This window comes from Nocardia coubleae NBRC 108252 (assembly GCF_001612805.1).
GTDB classification, from domain to species: domain Bacteria; phylum Actinomycetota; class Actinomycetes; order Mycobacteriales; family Mycobacteriaceae; genus Nocardia; species Nocardia coubleae.
Map to the genome: position 1 here is coordinate 1 of NZ_BDBD01000002.1, position 17782 is coordinate 17782.

A 17782-nucleotide genomic window follows, 5' to 3' on the forward strand; every position below is an offset into this window, starting at 1 on the left:
ACGCCGCTTCGCGGCGTTCCCTCCTCGAGGTCGGGAAGGGTGCGGGTTGGGAATGCGGTCATGGCGGACTCGAGTGGGGCCACGTGGCTGGTAGTGCGGTAGATCGCGGCTTTGAGCGGTGCGGTGCAACCGCAGTGCGATCAGTCGGGGGTGCGGCAGGCGGCACGCCTAGGCCAGCCGCCCGCCGCCTCACTACTCCCCCAGCCTCACACCCTTTCGAGGACCGCCGAGGCCCCGATACCGCCCGCCGCGCAAATGCCCAGCAGCGCGGTCTCTTTTCCGCTTCGAGCCAGCTCATTGGCCATGGTCGTCACCATTCGGGCACCGGTGGCGCCGAACGGGTGGCCGAGCGAGATGGAGCCGCCGTGCACGTTCAAGGTGTCGATATCGACGGACCCCACTGCTTCATCGCGGTCGAGCCGGTTCTTGGCCCACTCCGTACTCTCCAACATACGAAGCACCGAAAGGGTCTGCGCTGCGAAGGCTTCATGGATATCGACGAGGTCGATATCGCCCAGGGACATCCCTGCTTTGTCGAGCGCGCGCGGCATCGAGATCGCCGGTCCGATGAGGACCTGGTCCGCTGGGTCGACGCTCACATAGCTCCACGAACGGAATGCGGCTAGTGGCGTGAGCCCCAGTGCCCGAGCCTTCTCCTCGCTCATCAACAACACCGCCGACGCACCATCGGTGAGCGGGCTCGCGTTACCTGCGGTGACAGTGCCGTTCTCGGCGAAGACCGATTTCAGCGCGGCCAGCTTCTCCACGCTCGTATTCGGCCGGACCAGACCGTCGGTCTCGATCCGTTTGCCGGACGGCGTCTCGATCGGCACGACCTCGTCATCGAATCGGCCCGAGGCGATAGCGGCGGCGGCGCGCTGGTGGGAGCGGGCGGCGAAAGCGTCCTGGTCGGCGCGGGAGATACCGTTGATCCTTGCCATCTTCTCGGCGGACTCGCCCATCACCTCACCGGTGGTCCGCTCGGAGATCTTGGGCTGACGCGGCAGGATGTCGGTGAACGGCGCGAGCTGACGCACGACGTCGAGGTAGTCCTTGGCCGACGGTTTCCCGAGCGCGACGGGTGCGACCGCGTGCACCACTTTCTGCGGCAGTTTGATCTCGGCATTGCTGGTGGAGTCGCTGCCGCCCGCGATCATGATGTCGTATTCGCCGCGTTCGATCGCCGCGGCCGCCGAGGTGACGGCCTGCAGGCCCGACGCGCACGCCCGGGTGACCGTGTACCCCTCGCACCCGAAATCCAGGTTCAGATCCAGGGCCACTTCGCGCGCGATGTTCGGCGCATGACTGGGCAGGATCACCCCGCCCCACACGATGGACTGGATCTCGGCGGGCGCGATGCCGGTGCGCGCGAGCAGACCACGCACCGCCGCACCGGCCAGGGCGATACTGTCGAGCCGGGTCAGGTCGGTGAACGCGCGGACGAACGGGGTGCGGGCACCCGCGATCACGACGGCGCGGCGGCGGTTCTCGGCCATGGGAGTCCTTTCGTCTGAACCCCCACGGTATCCGATACCGTCGGTACTGGGTACCGTTTCGGTCAGGCGGGCGTGATCTCGAGACCGATGGTGCCGTCCTTGCCCCGGCGCAGGTTGCTGAAGAAGATCACCAGCGGGCCGGTGAGCCGGTACTTGCGCCGCAGCAACGAGCGGACCTGCTCGGTTTCGGCCCCGCCGAGTACGCGCGCGGTACCCGACACCACCGCACCGTGCGTCTTACCGCGCGCATCGCACGGCTGCACGGTCACCTCGGGGTTGCGGCGGATGCGCTTGACCTTCCAGCTGTCGGTCACCGTCCAGACATACAGCTTGTCGTCGCGCGACACGGCCCACACCGGGGTGCCGACGGGCGTGCCGTCCTTCCGAAAAGTGGTGAGCAGAACATAGTTCGCGGTCGCAACCTCGCCCAGGCGGTTCGTCATTCTTCGAGCCTAGCGGTGCGAAAACTGGTACGGGCGGTGCGGCGGAAAGGTTCGTAGGCTCGGATTCATGAGCGATGCCGCAGTGCCGATGTTGTGGAGTGGTGATCTCGGGGCCACGTTGGCGTTCTATCGGACGCTGGGGTGGACGGTGACCCACGAGCAGACACGGCCGTACGCGTACGGGGTGGTCGAGGGTCAGGGGACCGCCCTGCATTTCTCGCCCGCCCCCGGCGGGGTCGAGCTTCCCCTCGAACATGTCGCGGCGCTGCTGCTGGTCGACGACGTCGCCGACCGGCACGCGAAGTTCACCGCCGCGCTGCGCGCCGAATACGGCAGGATCCCCGTGAAGGGTTGCCCGCGGATCACCCGTTTCCGGCCCGGCCAGTCGCGATTCACGCTGGTGGATCCGGTCGGCAATACGGTGCTGGTGATCCAGCGCGACGAACCGGAGTCCCTCGAATACGGCGGTTCCCGCGATCTCGACGGCCTGCCGAAAGTTCTCGACAATGCCCGCATCTTCCGCGATTTCAAGAACGACGACCGCGCCGCCACCCGCGCCCTGGAAACCGGTCTACGCCGTTTCGGCGCCACCGCGGCCGCGACCGACATTGCCCGCGCCTACGCCGCCCTGGCCGAACTCGCCGTCGCCGCAGGTGATTCCGAGCGCCTCGCGCACTGGAAATCCGCATTGAACGCACTCTCCCTCACCGCCGAGGAGCGCGCCGCCCTGTCTGCCGACGCCGCGGCATCGGACCAGCTGGCCACATGGCTCGCGACCACCGACTGATCGACCCGCTCCCAGCCGCTCGCCGAACGGTGGGCCGCCATCGGGTTGATCGCGAAACCGGAGGATTCGGCTACCGGCCGGATCGGTCGGCAACAGACCGGAAGGCACATCAGCATCTGAACGGCCCCGACCTGGAATTCGTAGTCGACATCGACAACCCGGCATCGATCGTCACCGCGTGCATCGTAGGTTTCGACCGGCGCCGTACCTTGCGGAACAGTAAACTGCCACCGTGCAGGGGCGGAGCAGTAAGCAATTCGTCAGGCGTTGCGTGGCAACAACATTCGCGGCCGTCGCCGTAGTCGGTGCGATTCCGGTGACCGCCGCCCAGGGACAATCCCACTCCTGTGCCGACGGCTGGCAGGCCGACGTGCTCGCCGCCGACCTGGGCGCGCTCGAGAACCTCGAGCACGACGGAGCGGGCGGCTTCTACGTCAGCGGCCTCCTGCGCGGTGAAATCCTGCACGTCGACGCGGCAGGCACCGTCACCCTCGTCCTGTCCGGCCTCGATCATCCGGCGGGCCTGCGATTGTCCGGCGACACACTGTATTTCGTCACCGGCGACGGCAGCACCCCGAACGGTGGCGGCACCCTGCGCGCATTGGACCTGCCGACCGGCACTGTCACCATCCTGCTCCCCGATCTGGTCCAACCCAACGGCCTGCTCCTGCTGCCCGACGGCGACCTGCTGATCTCCCAGCTGTCGGTCCCGTGGCCGCCGGTCGGCATCAGCCGCTACCGCCCGTCGACCGGTGAGTTCACCCTCGCCTGGTCCCCCGTGCACCGCCCGAACGGCCTGGCCGTCTCCCCCGACGGCCGCTCCATCTACACCGACGACATCGCCCTGTCCCAGCTCCTGCGCATCCCACTGGACGCACCGGACGAACCCGAGGTCGTCGCCACCATCACCGACGGCTTCCTCCCCGTCCTCGACGACCTCGACGTGGCCGCCGACGGCACCGCCTACGTCACCGGCGACTACTCGGGCAACGTCTACCGCGTCGACACCACCACCGGCGCCTGGTGCACCATCGTCACCGGCTGGACCACCCCACCCACCCCACTGCCGTCCCCACCGCCGATCGGCCCCACCTCGGCTCGTCTCGCCCCGGACGGCCCCTCCTGGTCCCTCTACGTCACCAGCATCGACGGCACCCTCCGCCGCCTCCGCCCGCCCCCGACCCTCGACCTCACCCCACCGACCCACCAACTTTGACCTCTAGCCGGACACCACTGCAGGTCTTCCGCTCCCGGTGAACAGAAGGCTGTCCCACCTACGTTCCGGCTGGTTTCGTGTCACCGAACAGTCGAAAACACTGACCGGACTATCCGTTTCGATGCGGAGATCGGAGCGGAACCATGAGCCCCAGGTGGGCCCGGCAGGAAGAGTTCGGGATTCGCCTCGACTGGGGGCCGACGGGAGCCGCAGTGATCGGCGCGGGTGCGGCGTGTGTCGTGGTGGTCGATGTGTTGTCGTTCAGTACCGCTGTGTCTGTTGTCGTCTCGGCGGGCACAGCCGTCTACCCCTATCGATGGCGTGACGATTCCGCGCAGGAATTCGCCGCGCGGCACGGTGCCGAGCTCGCCGTCGGACGACGTGCTGTCGATGCCGCCCATCCGTGGTCGCTGTCTCCAGCGGCGCTCCGCCGAGCACCGTTCACCGATCGCCTCGTCCTACCCTCCCCCAACGGTTCCACCATCGCCTCGGCTGTCGTGGACGCACCCGTCGTCGCGGCCTGTCTTCGCAATGCCGATGCGGTCGCCACGTGGATCGCCGAGCGGCGGTGGGGCATGCCCGAGCAGCCGATCGCGATCGTTCCCGCTGGTGGGCGCTGGGCGGACGACGCGACACTTCGGCCCACTGTCGAGGACCTACTCGGTGCCGGAGCCCTCGTGGCCGCGCTGATCGACCGAGGTTGCGGTCACCCTTCGCCCGAAGCGCGTTCCGCCGCACACGCTTTCCTGTCCGTGACGAACATCGGCACCGAGCTGGACGAGTGTGCGTCGGGCCGAGAACTTCGATCGGGCGGGTTCGGCGACGATGTCGACATCGCGGCGCAGATCGATACCGACACCGTCGTTCCGGTCCTCACCGACGGCGCGTTCACCGATCACAGCCTCTGAGCCGCCCTCCCCGCCGGCCGGTGGGCGGTGAGTCGCGGCCGCTGACCCACCGCCACGGTTCTACTGATTCGCGCCGATCACCCCGCCGATCACCGCACCGATGATGCACCCCGGAATGGCGCTGACCAGCAGGAAGATCAGGCCGATGAGTGCGCCGACGACGCAGCCGATGGCGACGCCCGCGACGATATTGCCGGTCTGATCGATGTGCTGCAGTGCCGCCGGGTTCGGGGCGGGTGCGTTGACGGGCGTGAGGGTGAGTGACGTTGCGGTAGCGTCGATTTCGGGAATCACCTGCACGGCGGGACCAGCGACCACGGCCACCGTGGTGGGGATGAACCCGACCCGCGCGCCGTCCGGTGAGAGCACGGCCACACCCGCGCCGGGGGTGAGTTCGAAAGTGCCCGAGGTCAATTCGACCGTCGCCTCCGACCCGTCCGAGGCGAGAGCGGCGGAGTAGGCGACGGCGCCGTCGACACCGGCGAGCGACGGACCCGCCACGGGAGCGCCGTGGGCGGTGGCGGCGGTGATACCGGTCGCGGCGACGGTGAACAGACCGGCGGCCAGCAACTGCGTGAATTTCATGGGATGTCCCTCCGATGCGCTGATCCGACTACCCCGGGACCAGCTCGACACCACCTATGATGCGCCATTGCTATGTGCTATAAGTCTGATTCGGCAGAGGTTACCGATCAGTTTCGCGAGGTCAGCACGCTCGGCCCGTCGGCGGTGACGGCGATCGTGTGCTCGCTGTGGGCGCAGCGCGATCCATCGGCCGAGCGGATGGTCCACCCGTCGGCGTCGGTGTAGACCTTGTCGGTGCCCGCCGCGAACCAGGGCTCGATGGCGATGGTGAGCCCCGGCCGCAGCAGGAAACCGCGTCCGGCCCTGCCGTTGTTGGCCACGTGCGGGTCTTCGTGCATGGTCCGCCCGATGCCGTGCCCGCCGTATTCGGTGTTGATCGGGTACCCGTATCCGCGTGCGACATCGGCGATCGCGGCCGAGATGTCGCCCAGCCGGTTGCCGGGCTGCGCGGCCGCGATCCCGGCGGCCAGTGCCTCCTCGGTAGCCCGCACCAGCCGTAGATCGTCGGCCGAGCCGGTGCCGACGGTGAACGAGATCGCCGAGTCCGCGCTCCAGCCGTCGATGGTGACGGCCAGGTCGGCGGTGAGCAGATCACCGTCGCGCAGCACGTAATCATGCGGAAGCCCGTGCAGGACAGCATCGTTGACGGCCAAGCACACCGTATTGCGGAACGGTCCACGCCCGAACGAGGGCGAGTAGTCCCAGTAGCACGACACCGCACCACGTTCGCGAATCCGTTCGCGCACATAGGCTTCCAGCTCCAGCAGGTTCACCCCCACCAGCGCTCGTTCGCGCACGCCGGCCAGTACGTCCGCGACGAACCGGCCGGTCACCCGCATCCGTTCGATCTCCTCGGGAGTCTTCAACTCCACCATCACGCCTCCACTCGGTATTTTTATACCGACACTAGCCGTGTCGGTATAAAAATACCAAGCTCAGCGGTTGAGGTTGCCCATGTCGACCGGGATCTGCGCGCCCGTCACCTGACCCGCCTCGTCCGAACACAGCCACGCCACCGCCGCCGCGATCTCCTCCGGCTGACAGATGTAGCTGGGCAGCGCGTTCATGAACATGGGCCCGAGCGTGCTCGCGTGCTCCTCGAGCAGCGGGCCCATCTCGCCCATCTGCATCCCGGTCGCCACGCCCGCCGGGTGCACGGTGTTCACCCGGATGCCGTACCCGCCGAGCTCGTTGGCCATGGTCTTGGCCAGGCCGGTGATGGCGTGTTTGCTGGCGACATAGTGGCCGACGAACGGCATACCCTTGAGCCCGGCCACCGAACTGGTGAACACCATCGCGCCACCGCTACCCTGCGCGATCAGGTGCGGCACAGCGGCTTTCGCGGTATGCCACACACCGGTCAGATTCACATCGATGGTTTCGCGCCACTGTTCGGGCGTGATCTCCCACGACAGCGCCGCCGAGCAGATGCCCGCGTTGGCGACCACCACGTCGAGCCTGCCGAGCTCCTCGATACCCGCGGCCAGCGCGGCCGAGAGCGCGTCGAAATCGCGCACGTCGACCTTGCTCGCGACGATCCGGCCACCGGCGGCCTCGACGAGTTTCACCGTCTCGGCCAGGTCGTCTTCCGTCGCCCCCGCGTATCCGGTGCTGCCGAATTCCGCGCAGGCGTCGACGGCGATCAGATCGGCGCCTTCCTCGGCGAAGCGCACCGCCTCGGCCCTGCCCTGTCCGCGCGCCGCGCCCGTCACGAAGACCACCTTGTCCTCGAACCGTCGTGCCACGTTCCTACCTCCGAACCTCGTCGTCCTTCATGAACACTTCACCACCACGGAACGGGCCGTGCGGTACGAAACCGGATTTTCGGCGGCTTCGGGCCCTACGTGGCGGCAGGATCATGGGCGAAGCTCGCCCACGCCCGGACGACGATCTCCCCCGAGGCGTCGACACCGGTGAGAGTGACATCGACGCGCGGCTCGCCGTCCTGGATGTAGTGCTGGGTGATGTGGCCGGAGCAGGTCACGGTGTCGCCGGGCGGCAGGGCGCGCAGCACGCGGGTGCGGAAGCGGCGGATGTTCTCGGCGCCGAGCCAGTCGGTGGCGTAGGTGGCGAGCAGTTCGGCCGAGTGTGGTGTGCTCTCCTCGGCGACAACGGATTCGGTGACCGACGCCCACGACTCGGCGACGAGCCCGCCGGTGCGGTCGAAGTACTGGACGAGAGATTCGGAGCCGTCCGGATCGTGCCGGTCGATCGCGCGGACGGCGGTCAGCCGATCACCGGCGCGCGGCGGCGGCCCGAAGAACCGGTGATCGGTCTCGGTCCGGCCACCCGTGACGCGCCCACCCGCGGGCAGGAACGTCGGCGGGACCACGGGCCGTTCGGCGAGCCGGTAGGCCGGATCCCGCGACAACGCCCGGGCCGCGAACAACCGGATGTCCTCGGTGTCCAGATCGACGGCCACCGCCCTACCTGCGTGCACGCTCACGATCACTCCTCTCGTCCTGCTCGGTCGCCACGCTAGGCGGCCGGCGGTGTTGTGACCGGTTCCTCTCCCGCTGATCGGGACATCGCGACGCGGGCGGGAAAACATGTCCACTGACCGGGACGACCCCATCACCGCCAGGCCCGCGCGGGCACACCATCGGCGCAGCTCATCCCCACTCCGCCCGAACATGGAGGTTTCGATGCCGGAGAACCCGCCGAACGGCCGAACCCAGTCCGCCACACCCGAATTCCGGGAGATCGAGGCCGCTGCCGCACCCACCCGCTTCGCCCGCGGCTGGCACTGCCTCGGCCTGCTCTCGTCGTTCCGCGACGGTGTGCCCCACGAGGTCAAGGCTTTCGGCACCACCCTGGTGGTGTTCCAGTCCGAGACCGACGGCGCACTGCACGTGCTCGACGGCTTCTGCAGGCACATGGGCGGCAACCTCGCCCACGGCACCATCAAGGGCGACTCGATCGCCTGCCCCTTCCACGATTGGCGCTGGGGCGGCAACGGCAAGTGCACGGCGATCCCGTACGCGCGCCGGGTTCCCCCGCTGGCCAAGACCCGCTCCTGGCCGACGCTGGAACGCAACGGCCAGCTCTACATCTGGCACGACCCGCAGGGCAGCAAGCCCACCGACGCGGTGACCATTCCCGAGATCGAGGGCTACGGCAGCCCGGAATGGACCGACTGGACGTGGAACTCGATGCTCATCGAAGGCTCACACTGTCGTGAGATCGTCGACAACGTCGTCGACATGGCGCACTTCTTCTACGTGCACTACGCGTTCCCGCGCTATTTCAAGAATGTCTTCGAGGGCCACGTCGCCACCCAGTACATGCGCTCGACGCCGCGCCACGACATCGAGGTCGGCACCAGTTACGACGATCCGAACTCGACGTTGCGTTCGGACGCTTCGTATTTCGGCCCCTCCTACATGATCGATTGGCTGTGGAGCGAGGCCAACGGCATGACGATCGAGACGGTCCTCATCAACTGCCACTACCCCGTCAGCGAGAACTCCTTCGTGCTCCAGTACGGCGCGATGGTGAAGAAGCCGCAGGGCATGTCCGATGCCGATGCCGAGGCGATGGCCGCGCAGTTCGCGCGCGGTGTGGAGGTCGGCTTCGAACAGGACGTCGAGATCTGGAAGAACAAGGCGCCGATCGACAACCCGCTGCTCTCGGAGGAGGACGGGCCGGTCTACCAGCTGCGCCGCTGGTACAAGCAGTTCTACGTCGATGTCGACGAGGTCACCGAGGACATGACCAAGCGCTTCGAATTCGAGATCGACACCGAGCGGGCCGTCACCAGCTGGGAGGCCGAGGTGGCCGACAACATCGCCCGCGGCCGGGTCGTCGACACCACCGCCTGATCCGCACCCCCCACCCGAGAGAAAGCACCACCCATGACCAACGTGCTCGACAACATCATGGCGATCGCCGACCGCCTGCGCGAGCAGAGCCCCGAGGCCGAACGCCTCGGTCAGCTGCCCGACGCGACCGCGAAGATGCTGAAGGCGGCCGGCCCGATCCGGTTGCTGCAGCCCAAGAAGTACGGCGGGTTCGAGGCCCATCCGCGCGAGTTCGCCGAGACGGTGATGGCCGCCGCCTCGCTCGACCCGGCCACCGGCTGGATCTGCGGCATCGTCGGCGTGCACCCGTGGCAGCTGGCCTTCGCCGATCCGAAGGTGCAGGAGGAGGTGTGGGGCTCCGACAGTGACACCTGGATGGCCTCGCCCTACGCGCCGACCGGCATCGCGCGCCCGGTGGAGGGCGGCTACATCTTCAACGGCCGCTGGCAGTTCAGCTCCGGCACCGATCACTGCGACTGGATCTTCCTCGGCGCCATGCTCGGTGACGCCGAGGGCAAGATGGCGATGCCGCCGACGATGCTGCACATGATCCTGCCGCGCGCCGACTACACCATCGTCGAAGACTCGTGGAATGTGGTGGGGCTCAAGGGCACCGGGTCCAAGGACATCATCGTCAAGGACGCCTTCGTGCCGTCCTACCGGGTGATGAACGGCGATCACGTGATTGACGGGACCGCGCAGCGCGAGTACGGCGTCACCGAGACGCTCTACAAGATGCCGTGGTCGACGATGTTCCCGCTCGGCATCAGCGCCGCCGTGGTCGGCATCGCCGAGGGCGCGCTCGCCGCGCACCTGGACTACCAGCGGGAACGGGTCGGCGCCCAGGGCACCGCCGTCAAGGACGACCCGTACGTGCTGTTCGCGATCGGCGAGGCGGCGGCCGATATCAATGCCGCGCGCCAGGAGCTGCTGGCCAACGTGGATCGCGTGTGGGACCTGGTCGACGCAGGCAAGGAGGTCGGCTTCGCCGATCGCGCGGCGGGCAGGCGCACCCAGGTGCGTGCGGCGTGGCGGGCGGTGATGGCGGTGGACCAGATCTTCGCCCGGTCCGGCGGCAACGCGCTGCGGATGGACAAGCCCCTGCAGCGCTTCTGGCGCGACGCGCACGCCGGCCTCAACCACGCCATCCACGTGCCGAGCACGGTCTACCACGCCTCGGCGCTGAGTTCGCTCGGCATCGACCCCGCCCCGAACCTGCGCTCGATGATCTGAGCGAATACCGAAGAAGGACAACGCACATGACAGATATCAAAAGCCTCGGCTATGTGAAGATCCAGACCGCCGACATGGACCGCTGGCGCAAGTTCGCCTTCGAGGTCCTCGGTTTCGCGCAGGGCAGCGGCCCCGACGAGGACGCGCTGTACCTGCGGATGGACGAGCGCGCGGCCCGGATCGTGGTGGTGCCGGGCGAGTCCGACGCGGTGGTGACCATCGGCTGGGAGGTGCGCGACCACGCCGCCCTCGTCCGGGTGCAGGAGGCCGTGACGGCGGCCGGTATCGCGGTGAAGCCGCTGTCGGTCGAGGAGGCCGACGCGCGACGGGTCGAGGAGGCCATCACCTTCCAGGACCCCACCGGCGCCACCCTCGAGGTGTTCCACGGCGCGCTGCTCGACCACAGCCCCGTGGTCACCCCGTTCGGCGCGAAATTCGTCACGGGCGCACAGGGTCTGGGCCACGTGGTGCTGCCGACGATGGATCTCGGCGGTGCGTTCGAGTTCTACACCGAGGTGCTCGGCTTCCTGCCGCGCGGCGCCTTCCGCATCCCCGCGCCGCCGGAATACGGGCCGGTGCGGATCCGGTTCCTCGGCGTCAACGAACGCCATCACAGCCTGGCGCTGTGCCCCGCGCCGCACGGCGGGGCGCCGGGCCTGATCCACATCATGGTCGAGGTCGACAGCCTCGACGCGGTCGGCCAGGCCCTCGACCGGGTGAGCAAGGACGGCTTCTCGGTGTCCTCCACGCTCGGCAGGCACACCAACGACAAGATGGTGTCGTTCTACGTCCGCGCGCCCGGCGGCTGGGACATCGAGTTCGGCACCGAAGGCATGCGGGTCGACGAGCAGTACTACACCGCCGAGGAGATCACCGCCGACAGCTACTGGGGCCACGACTGGTCCGGCAGCGAGCCGCTCGCGGCGATGTAACCGGCACACGCGCCTACCGGCCCCCGTTCCGAGCCTCTCGCTCGGCACGGGGGCTTTGTGTTTTCGCCATGCGATGCCCCGCTTTCCTGTGACAGCTACCACAGAAGGTGGTATAAATAGGCATATGCCTAATCGAAATATGCGCTAGGCATCAGCTCGTTGATCCGAATGGAGAGCTCATGGTCATCCAGGCCGAGGCCACCACCCCGAGCGCGATTCTCGATCGCGCGTCCCTGCTGCTCGACGCCTTCGACGGGCCGGGCAGGCTCACCCTCGCCCAGATCGTGCGCCGTACCGGCCTACCCAGGTCCTCGGCGCACCGCATGCTGGAACGGTTGGTGCAGTTGCGGTGGCTACGCCGCGAAGGCCGTGACTACGAGCTCGGCATCCGGCTGATGGAACTGGGTTCGCTCGCGGTGCACCAGGATCGGCTGCATCGCGCCGCCATGCCCTTCCTGCACGAATTGCACCGCGCCACCGGGCTCGTCGTGCATCTCGCGGTACTCGACGGCGCGGATGTGGTGTACCTGGACAAGATCGGCGGCGACCTGGCCGCGGCGGTGCCCACCCGCGTCGGCGGACGACGACCCGCGCACTGTACCGCGGTCGGCAAGGCGATCCTCGCCTCCGCCGACGAGCGCCGCCTCGCCGAGGTCCTCACCGCCCAGGCGGGCACGCGCACCCGCTACTCGATCAGCACGAAGGCCCAGCTCGACGCGGATCTGGCCAAGGTGCGCGCGCACGGCGTCGCGGTGGAACGCGAGGAATCACTGCCCGGATTCGGCTGTATGGCCGCGCCGATCGGCGACCTCGGGCAGGCCGCCGTCGCGGCGGTCTCGGTGTGCGGGCCGGTGGACCGCATGCAGTTCGATCACCGCCTCAGTGCCCCGGTGCGCACGACGGCACTCAATATCTGGCGTCATGTCGACGACGGGCAGGTGCGCGTGCGCCCGACTCTGCAGCAGCACGCGCGCCCGCTCAATGTCGGTCCCCGACCCCTTGTGCCGGTGGACCGGCGAGCACGCGACTACGCCTGAGGAGCCGGAGCGCCGCCCGGTTCGCGGAGACGACGGTCGTGCGTCCGCGGCGGGCGGCGTGCAGATCTTGCCGATGCGTGGATGCGCTCACCCACGCATCGGCTCATTGACGCAGAAACTGTGGCAGATGCGATCGCGCACAACGACTTCCGGATGCTCAGGGTCGAACCAGCGGTCCACGTGGGCCCAGTGGACGGGGTGCATGAGATACGCGCCGTCCAGCCCGTCGAGGTCGCTGAACTCCTGTTCCCAGACATGCGTCCACGACGCGGATCCGGTCGCGCGCGTGGTCCGGCTCAGCTGCCAGGACCGGATGGTCGAGATGTAGCGGGGCATGCGCAGCAGATCGGCCTCGAACCGGTCGACCGTCTCCGGCGCGGTGGCGGGTGAGACACGCAGCAGCAGAACCCGATACACCGATCCGGTGGACGGTTCGGCGGCACCGCCGATGCCTGCCCGGTACTCGGCGCCGTCCACGTGAGCGATCCCGTCGACCACCGAGTCCCACTGTGGTGCAACGCTTTCCCAGGCGGACGCGTCGTCGAAGCGCAGGTGCACCAGGATGTCCCCGCCGTTGCGCACGCCGTGCAGGGTCGGCTGTACGAGGACCCGGCGGGCCGGTGACGCGAGCGCGCGGGCCCGCAGATCCGCGAGTACCCGGTCGGCGTCGGCCGTAGGGGTCAGGTGAACGAGCCGGACGACGTCAAACATTGCCGAGCCTTTCGATGTCGGCGGGTGCGGCGCCGGTGGTCCTGGTGCGTTCGAGGACGAGATCGTCGACGTCGTCCCACCAGCGCCGCACCGATTCGTCGAGGCGGCCCTGCCAGGTCATCGCCCACCAGCCGGCGGCACCGTCGAGGACCCAGGTGGCGGTCACCGTGTTGGACTCGTCCGGGAACCAGACGGGCGGGCTCACGACCAGCCGTTCCAGTGTCATGCCGCGGGCCCGGGCACCGGGCGCGTACCCGCTCAGATAGGTGTCGACGAACTCCTTGGCCCGGCCGGGTCTCGTGACGACGGTGTCGATGACATAGACGTTCGTGGTGTCCATCCGCCGACGATAAGCAGCCGTCGCGGCAGGTCGGCGGGTTGTTTCCGCCCAGCGGGAGAACCCGGTCCGGCGCACCGGGCTCCCGCCCTACGGTGAGGCGCACGACGCGCCGACCGACCGCGTCGGCACATTCACAGGAGGATCAGTGACAATCCGTGACTACCCGACCACGGGGCCCGGTGCCGTGCCGGATCCCGAGGTGGCGGCGATGCTGGCCGTCCTCGACGCGGGATTTCCCGACGTGGCCGCGATGTCGGCCGCCGACGCGCGGGCCGCCATCTTCGCGAGACGTGGTGCGCCACAGCGACTTCCCGATCTTCCGTCGGTCAGCGACGTGATCGTCGACGGACCAGGGGGTGCGTTGACGGTGCGGGTGTACCGACCTCACGCCGACGGGCCGCCCCGGCCGGTGATCGTGTTCGCACACGGCGGCGGATTCGTCTTCTGCGATCTCGACAGTCACGACGAGTTCTGCCGCTCCATGGCAGTGGGTGTCGGGGCGGTGGTCGTCGCGGTCGACTACCGCCTCGCCCCGGAACATCCCGGTCCCGCCGCCCACGACGACATGCTCGCAGCGGTCCGGTGGGCAGCCGAACACATCGCCACCTACAGCGGCGACCCGGCGCGCATCGCGCTGGCGGGTGACAGCGCGGGCGGCAACCTCGCCGCCACGGTCGCGCTCGCGGTGCGTGACGGGAACGGCCCGGCGGTGGCCGCGCAGATCCTGCTCTACCCGGTGATCGACGACGATTTCGACACCGAGTCCTACCGCCGCTTCGGCACCGGCCACTACAACACCACCCGGGCGATGCGCTGGTACTGGCAGCAGTACGCCCCGCACGGCACCGACGACGTGCGCTTGGTCCCCAGCCGCGCGAAAACCCTCGCGGGCGTGGCGCCGGCCGTCGTGGTGACCGCCGAACTCGACCCACCGTGCTCGGCGGGCGACGCCTACGCCGCGCGCCTGGAAGCCGACGGCGTGCCGGTGCGCCACCGCCGCTACGACGGCCTGTTCCACGGCTTCCTGACCGTCCCGTCCCTGGCCGCGACCCAGTCGGCCCGCACCGAGATCTGGGCGATGATCCGCGAAACCCTCGGCCTGGACTAGGCCCGATCCCGGGCCGCCCGGCGATGCCTACTCGGGCGCGTCCGGGTGCCCGCCTGCCGCCTGCACACGCTGCTCGATCTCACGCCAGCGTCCGGGCGTGGGGTGCGGGTACTCGGCGCGGTCATCGTGTTCGGCGCCTGCCAGGATCGTCGCGGCCTGGTCGATCTCGTCGATCAGCTGCTGGGCGAGTTCGCGTTCGGCGGCGTAATGGCGCTGTGCCCATTGCAGCACGATCTGCGAATAGGCCCAGCCCGGTTCGGATTTGGCGGCTTCGGCGTCGACGGCGGCGCGCTGCTCGAGCTGGTCGACGTCGGCGATGTGGTCGCGCAGGATCTGCTTGAGCCGCTCGGGTGAGCCGAGGTGGCCGAACATGACGCGCAGCAGCACATGGTGTTTGAGCACCGAGGGGTCGACGGGCGCCTCGTTCCACCAGGTGGTGACGGCGGCACGGCCCGCGTCGGTGATCTGGTACAGCCTGCGCCCCCGCATGGCGTTGTCGCTGTCGAGCCGGGAGGAGGCGAAACCGTGCTGTTCGAGCTTCTTCAGTTCCGCGTAGATCTGGCTGTAGGACGGGGTCCAGTAGAAGTAGCGCAGGCTCCAGTCGGCCCACTTCTTCAGGTCGTAGCCGGAGATCTCCTCTTCGAACGAGAGCATCGCCAGGACCGCCCAACTGGTCGGCGGCAGGTTGGGCACGCCGGGGTCGGGGTCGGTGTTCGGCACCGGTGCATGGTAGCAACCGGCCCGGTCACCTCGGCTGTGTCGGCAACCGCTCACCGGGAGGACACCTTGAGAGCCGCACCACCCGCCACCGATTCTGGGGGTATGAATGCAGACAATGTCGTCGTCGACGCAGGTGTTCCCAGCCCGGCCGAGCTGCGCGCGGTGCTCGGGCATTTCGCGACCGGGGTGGCGGTGATCGCCGCGCACGACGGCACCCGGCCGATCGGTTTCACCTGCCAGTCGGTGGTGTCGGTGTCGCTCGACCCGCCGTATGTGTCGTTCTGCCCGGCCAAGAGCTCGACGAGCTGGCCGCTGCTGCGCCGCACGGGGACGCTGTGCATCAACATCCTGGCCGAGGACCAACGCGCGGTGTGCGGCCGGTTCGCGGTGAGCGGCGGCGACAAGTTCGCCGGTGTCGAGTGGAGTCCCGCGGGCAACGGCGCACCCGCGCTGCACGGTGCGCTCGCCCATATCGAGGCGTCGGTGGAACTCGAGCACGACGCGGGCGACCACACCGTCGTGCTGGCCCGGATCAGCGGTCTGCGGGCCACCGAGGGCGCGCGACCGTTGCTGTACTACCGGGGCGGTTTCGGCGGGTTCGCCGGCTGACACGGCGAACGGGGTGGTCGTCCGACGACGAACCACCCCGTTACCGGCGCTTCACGCCTCGAGAACGTCGAAACCTTTGTAGCCCGCGGCCGCCACCTCGGCGATGATCTGCCCGTAGACGCCGAATCCACCGACGAACGGCATGAACACCCTCGGCTTGCCCTCGATATTGGCGCCCAGGTACCACGAATTCGCTTCGAGCATCAGGGTTCCCGCTGCCCGGTCGGCGCATTCCCGCACCCAGGCCGCGACCGCGTCGGGCCGGGCTTCGAGCGCCACCGCGCCGCGGTCGTCGAGGAACCCGATCGCCTCGGCCACCCAGTCGACGTGCAGTTCCGAGTGCAGCACCATGTTCGCCAGCACCGAGGGACTGCCCGGTCCGGTGAGGTTGAACAGGTTCGGAAAGCCTGGGATACCCAGTCCGAGATAGGTTTTCGGGCCGTCCGCCCAGGTCTCGTTGAGGGTGACGCCGCCCCGGCCGACGATGTTCATCCGCGAGACCGACCCGGTCATCGCGTCGAATCCGGTGGCGAGCACGAGGGTGTCGAGACGGTAGTGCGTCTCGGTGGTGTGCACACCGTCGGCATCGATGGCGGTGATCGGGGTGGCGCGCAGGTCGACGAGCTCGACATTGTCGCGGTTGAAGGTCTGGTAGTAGTTCGTGTCGGTGCAGATCCGTTTGGTGCCGATCGGATGATCGCGTGGGATCAGGATGTCGGCCACGCGCGGGTCGTCGATCACCGCGCGCACCTTCTCCTCCCAGAACAGCCGCGCGGTGTCGTTGGCCTCGCGGGTGAGGAGCTGATCGGGGAAGGTCTTGGAGAACAACACCCCACCCAGCTCCCACCGGCGCTGATACGCCTCGCGACGCTCCTCGTCGGTCGCCTCGACGGCGAGCTTCGGGTGTGGCTGGTGCGGCGAGCCGCCGCCACTGGCCATCGACAGCCGCCTGCGCTCGGCGTAGTTCGCCTTCTGCGCCTGCCGCTGCTCCTCGGTGAGCGGCGTATTGCCCGCGGGGACACTGTAATTGGGTGTGCGCTGGAAGACGTGCAGACGCGCGACCTCCTCGGCCAGGCACGGAATCGTCTGGATCCCGGACGAACCCGTGCCGATCACACCCACCCGCTGCCCGGCCAGATCGACACCGTCGTGCGGCCAGTGCGAGGTGTGCAGTACCCGACCCGCGAAGGTGTCGAGGCCCGGGATGGCCGGGGTGTTGGCGTTCGACAGCGGGCCGGTGGCCAGCACCACGAACCGGGCCGACACCGCGCGCCCGGTGTCGGTGCCGACCTGCCAGCGCAGCGTCGGCTCGTCGAGCACGATATCGGTGACGCGGGTACCGAATTCGATGTCGCGGCGCAGGTCGAAGCGGTCGGCGACGTGTTCGAGGTAGGCCAGGATCTCGGGCTGGGTGGCGTACTTCTCGCTCCAGTTCCATTCCTGCTGCAGGTCCTCGTCGAAGGAGTACGAGTAGTCGACGCTCTCGACATCGCAGCGGGCACCGGGATAGCGGTTCCAGTACCAGACGCCGCCCACGCCGTCGGCGACCTCGAACACCCGCACGGTGAGTCCTTGCTCGCGGAACTTGTGCAGGGCGTAGAGCCCGGCGATGCCCGCGCCGACGACGACCACGTCGACCTCGGCCGGACCCTTCCCTGGTGACGATGGGGTCTTCACTGTGCCTGCCTTTCGATGGAGACCGGTTCTCCGCCGCGACGCTAGGGATCCGGTCGGCATCCGAGCAGGTGGCCTTCCCGCTGACCGGCACGTTCGCCGGATCGTTGTCGCCTCCCGGTGATCGGGATGACCCGCGTCACACCGGCGGACACCGGCTTACCGTCGGGACAAGTTCAGGCG

At 68.5% G+C, this 17782-nt stretch carries 19 protein-coding genes; 9 read left to right on the forward strand and 10 right to left on the reverse strand.

The features are described 5' to 3' along the window. Window positions 1–206 precede the first annotated feature (206 nt). Both NCO8_RS00865 and NCO8_RS00870 read right to left on the reverse strand, forming a co-directional pair. Window positions 207–1496, reverse strand: a complete 1290-nt coding sequence (locus tag NCO8_RS00865) for an acetyl-CoA C-acyltransferase (RefSeq protein WP_067635569.1) — start codon at window positions 1494–1496, stop codon at window positions 207–209. 62 nt (window positions 1497–1558) lie between these two features. After that, window positions 1559–1939: a PPOX class F420-dependent oxidoreductase gene (locus NCO8_RS00870; protein ID WP_067635571.1), complete on the reverse strand. Its 381-nt coding sequence runs from the start codon at window positions 1937–1939 to the stop codon at window positions 1559–1561. A gap of 67 nt (window positions 1940–2006) precedes the next feature. Between NCO8_RS00870 and NCO8_RS00875 the strand changes: the two genes are divergently transcribed. From NCO8_RS00875 to NCO8_RS00885, 3 genes are all read left to right on the forward strand, one after another. Then, window positions 2007–2726: a DUF8817 family protein gene (locus tag NCO8_RS00875; RefSeq protein ID WP_067635573.1), complete on the forward strand. Its 720-nt coding sequence runs from the start codon at window positions 2007–2009 to the stop codon at window positions 2724–2726. A gap of 271 nt (window positions 2727–2997) precedes the next feature. After that, window positions 2998–3942: an SMP-30/gluconolactonase/LRE family protein gene (locus tag NCO8_RS00880; protein ID WP_067635575.1), complete on the forward strand. Its 945-nt coding sequence runs from the start codon at window positions 2998–3000 to the stop codon at window positions 3940–3942. A gap of 143 nt (window positions 3943–4085) precedes the next feature. After that, window positions 4086–4850 carry a 2-phosphosulfolactate phosphatase gene (locus tag NCO8_RS00885; protein WP_067635577.1) on the forward strand — a complete coding sequence of 255 codons (765 nt, stop codon included), beginning with the start codon at window positions 4086–4088 and terminating at the stop codon, window positions 4848–4850. 60 nt (window positions 4851–4910) lie between these two features. On the opposite strand, the gene NCO8_RS00890 is transcribed toward NCO8_RS00885, so the two are convergent. From NCO8_RS00890 to NCO8_RS32000, 4 genes are all read right to left on the reverse strand, one after another. Beyond that, on the reverse strand, window positions 4911–5435 hold the full coding sequence (locus tag NCO8_RS00890; RefSeq protein ID WP_067635579.1) for a DUF8020 domain-containing protein: 525 nt from the start codon (window positions 5433–5435) through the stop codon (window positions 4911–4913). A 107-nt stretch (window positions 5436–5542) separates the two neighbouring features. Continuing rightward, entirely contained in the window at window positions 5543–6310 is a 768-nt protein-coding gene (gene map / locus NCO8_RS00895) for a type I methionyl aminopeptidase (RefSeq protein ID WP_067492171.1), read from the reverse strand. 60 nt (window positions 6311–6370) lie between these two features. Continuing rightward, the gene (locus NCO8_RS00900) at window positions 6371–7180 is read right to left on the reverse strand and encodes a mycofactocin-coupled SDR family oxidoreductase (RefSeq protein ID WP_067635581.1); all 810 of its coding nucleotides are present in this window, start codon (window positions 7178–7180) and stop codon (window positions 6371–6373) included. 95 nt (window positions 7181–7275) lie between these two features. Then, entirely contained in the window at window positions 7276–7881 is a 606-nt protein-coding gene (locus tag NCO8_RS32000; protein WP_174550279.1) for a hotdog family protein, read from the reverse strand. 199 nt (window positions 7882–8080) lie between these two features. Between NCO8_RS32000 and NCO8_RS00910 the strand changes: the two genes are divergently transcribed. The 4 genes from NCO8_RS00910 to NCO8_RS00925 all read left to right on the forward strand — a co-directional run bounded on the left by NCO8_RS00910 (window position 8081) and on the right by NCO8_RS00925 (window position 12437). Continuing rightward, window positions 8081–9256, forward strand: coding sequence for a 3-ketosteroid-9-alpha-monooxygenase, oxygenase component (locus NCO8_RS00910; protein ID WP_166655704.1), 1176 nt, complete (start codon window positions 8081–8083; stop codon window positions 9254–9256). A 33-nt stretch (window positions 9257–9289) separates the two neighbouring features. Then, entirely contained in the window at window positions 9290–10468 is a 1179-nt protein-coding gene (locus NCO8_RS00915) for an acyl-CoA dehydrogenase family protein (RefSeq protein ID WP_067635583.1), read from the forward strand. Window positions 10469–10494: 26 nt separating this feature from the next. Beyond that, window positions 10495–11400, forward strand: coding sequence for a biphenyl-2,3-diol 1,2-dioxygenase (gene bphC, locus NCO8_RS00920; protein ID WP_067635585.1), 906 nt, complete (start codon window positions 10495–10497; stop codon window positions 11398–11400). 179 nt (window positions 11401–11579) lie between these two features. Next, window positions 11580–12437 (forward strand): IclR family transcriptional regulator, encoded by an 858-nt coding sequence (locus NCO8_RS00925; protein WP_067635587.1) that lies wholly within the window; start codon window positions 11580–11582, stop codon window positions 12435–12437. 87 nt (window positions 12438–12524) lie between these two features. On the opposite strand, the gene NCO8_RS00930 is transcribed toward NCO8_RS00925, so the two are convergent. Beyond that, window positions 12525–13148, reverse strand: coding sequence for a Dabb family protein (locus tag NCO8_RS00930; RefSeq protein ID WP_067635589.1), 624 nt, complete (start codon window positions 13146–13148; stop codon window positions 12525–12527). Continuing rightward, window positions 13141–13488, reverse strand: coding sequence for a hypothetical protein (locus NCO8_RS00935; RefSeq protein ID WP_067492163.1), 348 nt, complete (start codon window positions 13486–13488; stop codon window positions 13141–13143). Before NCO8_RS00935 ends, NCO8_RS00930 begins: the two co-directional genes overlap by 8 nt. Window positions 13489–13633: 145 nt before the next feature. Here NCO8_RS00935 and NCO8_RS00940 point away from each other — a divergent pair, with 145 nt between their 5' ends. Beyond that, window positions 13634–14596: an alpha/beta hydrolase gene (locus NCO8_RS00940; RefSeq protein ID WP_084456297.1), complete on the forward strand. Its 963-nt coding sequence runs from the start codon at window positions 13634–13636 to the stop codon at window positions 14594–14596. 27 nt (window positions 14597–14623) lie between these two features. Here the strand turns inward: NCO8_RS00940 and NCO8_RS00945 are convergent, their stop codons facing one another. Next, window positions 14624–15250, reverse strand: coding sequence for a PadR family transcriptional regulator (locus tag NCO8_RS00945; RefSeq protein ID WP_243749795.1), 627 nt, complete (start codon window positions 15248–15250; stop codon window positions 14624–14626). Window positions 15251–15418: 168 nt separating this feature from the next. On the opposite strand from NCO8_RS00945, the gene NCO8_RS00950 reads away from it, so the two are divergent. Further along, a complete protein-coding gene (locus tag NCO8_RS00950; RefSeq protein WP_067492161.1) occupies window positions 15419–15925 on the forward strand; it encodes a flavin reductase family protein in 507 nt (168 codons plus the stop codon). Window positions 15926–15976: 51 nt separating this feature from the next. Here the strand turns inward: NCO8_RS00950 and NCO8_RS00955 are convergent, their stop codons facing one another. After that, a complete protein-coding gene (locus tag NCO8_RS00955; protein ID WP_067635591.1) occupies window positions 15977–17602 on the reverse strand; it encodes a flavin-containing monooxygenase in 1626 nt (541 codons plus the stop codon). Window positions 17603–17782: the final 180 nt, after the last annotated feature.

Coding starts and splice junctions, on each gene's coding strand:
- NCO8_RS00865 (WP_067635569.1), bottom strand. CDS start 1,496: ATGGCCGAGAACCGCCGCCGCGCCGTCGTGATCGCGGGTGCCCGCACC.
- NCO8_RS00870 (WP_067635571.1), bottom strand. CDS start 1,939: ATGACGAACCGCCTGGGCGAGGTTGCGACCGCGAACTATGTTCTGCTC.
- NCO8_RS00875 (WP_067635573.1), top strand. CDS start 2,007: ATGAGCGATGCCGCAGTGCCGATGTTGTGGAGTGGTGATCTCGGGGCC.
- NCO8_RS00885 (WP_067635577.1), top strand. CDS start 4,086: ATGAGCCCCAGGTGGGCCCGGCAGGAAGAGTTCGGGATTCGCCTCGAC.
- NCO8_RS00890 (WP_067635579.1), bottom strand. CDS start 5,435: ATGAAATTCACGCAGTTGCTGGCCGCCGGTCTGTTCACCGTCGCCGCG.
- map (WP_067492171.1), bottom strand. CDS start 6,310: ATGGTGGAGTTGAAGACTCCCGAGGAGATCGAACGGATGCGGGTGACC.
- NCO8_RS00910 (WP_166655704.1), top strand. CDS start 8,081: ATGCCGGAGAACCCGCCGAACGGCCGAACCCAGTCCGCCACACCCGAA.
- NCO8_RS00915 (WP_067635583.1), top strand. CDS start 9,290: ATGACCAACGTGCTCGACAACATCATGGCGATCGCCGACCGCCTGCGC.
- bphC (WP_067635585.1), top strand. CDS start 10,495: ATGACAGATATCAAAAGCCTCGGCTATGTGAAGATCCAGACCGCCGAC.
- NCO8_RS00925 (WP_067635587.1), top strand. CDS start 11,580: ATGGTCATCCAGGCCGAGGCCACCACCCCGAGCGCGATTCTCGATCGC.
- NCO8_RS00930 (WP_067635589.1), bottom strand. CDS start 13,148: ATGTTTGACGTCGTCCGGCTCGTTCACCTGACCCCTACGGCCGACGCC.
- NCO8_RS00935 (WP_067492163.1), bottom strand. CDS start 13,488: ATGGACACCACGAACGTCTATGTCATCGACACCGTCGTCACGAGACCC.
- NCO8_RS00945 (WP_243749795.1), bottom strand. CDS start 15,250: ATGCTCTCGTTCGAAGAGGAGATCTCCGGCTACGACCTGAAGAAGTGG.
- NCO8_RS00950 (WP_067492161.1), top strand. CDS start 15,419: ATGAATGCAGACAATGTCGTCGTCGACGCAGGTGTTCCCAGCCCGGCC.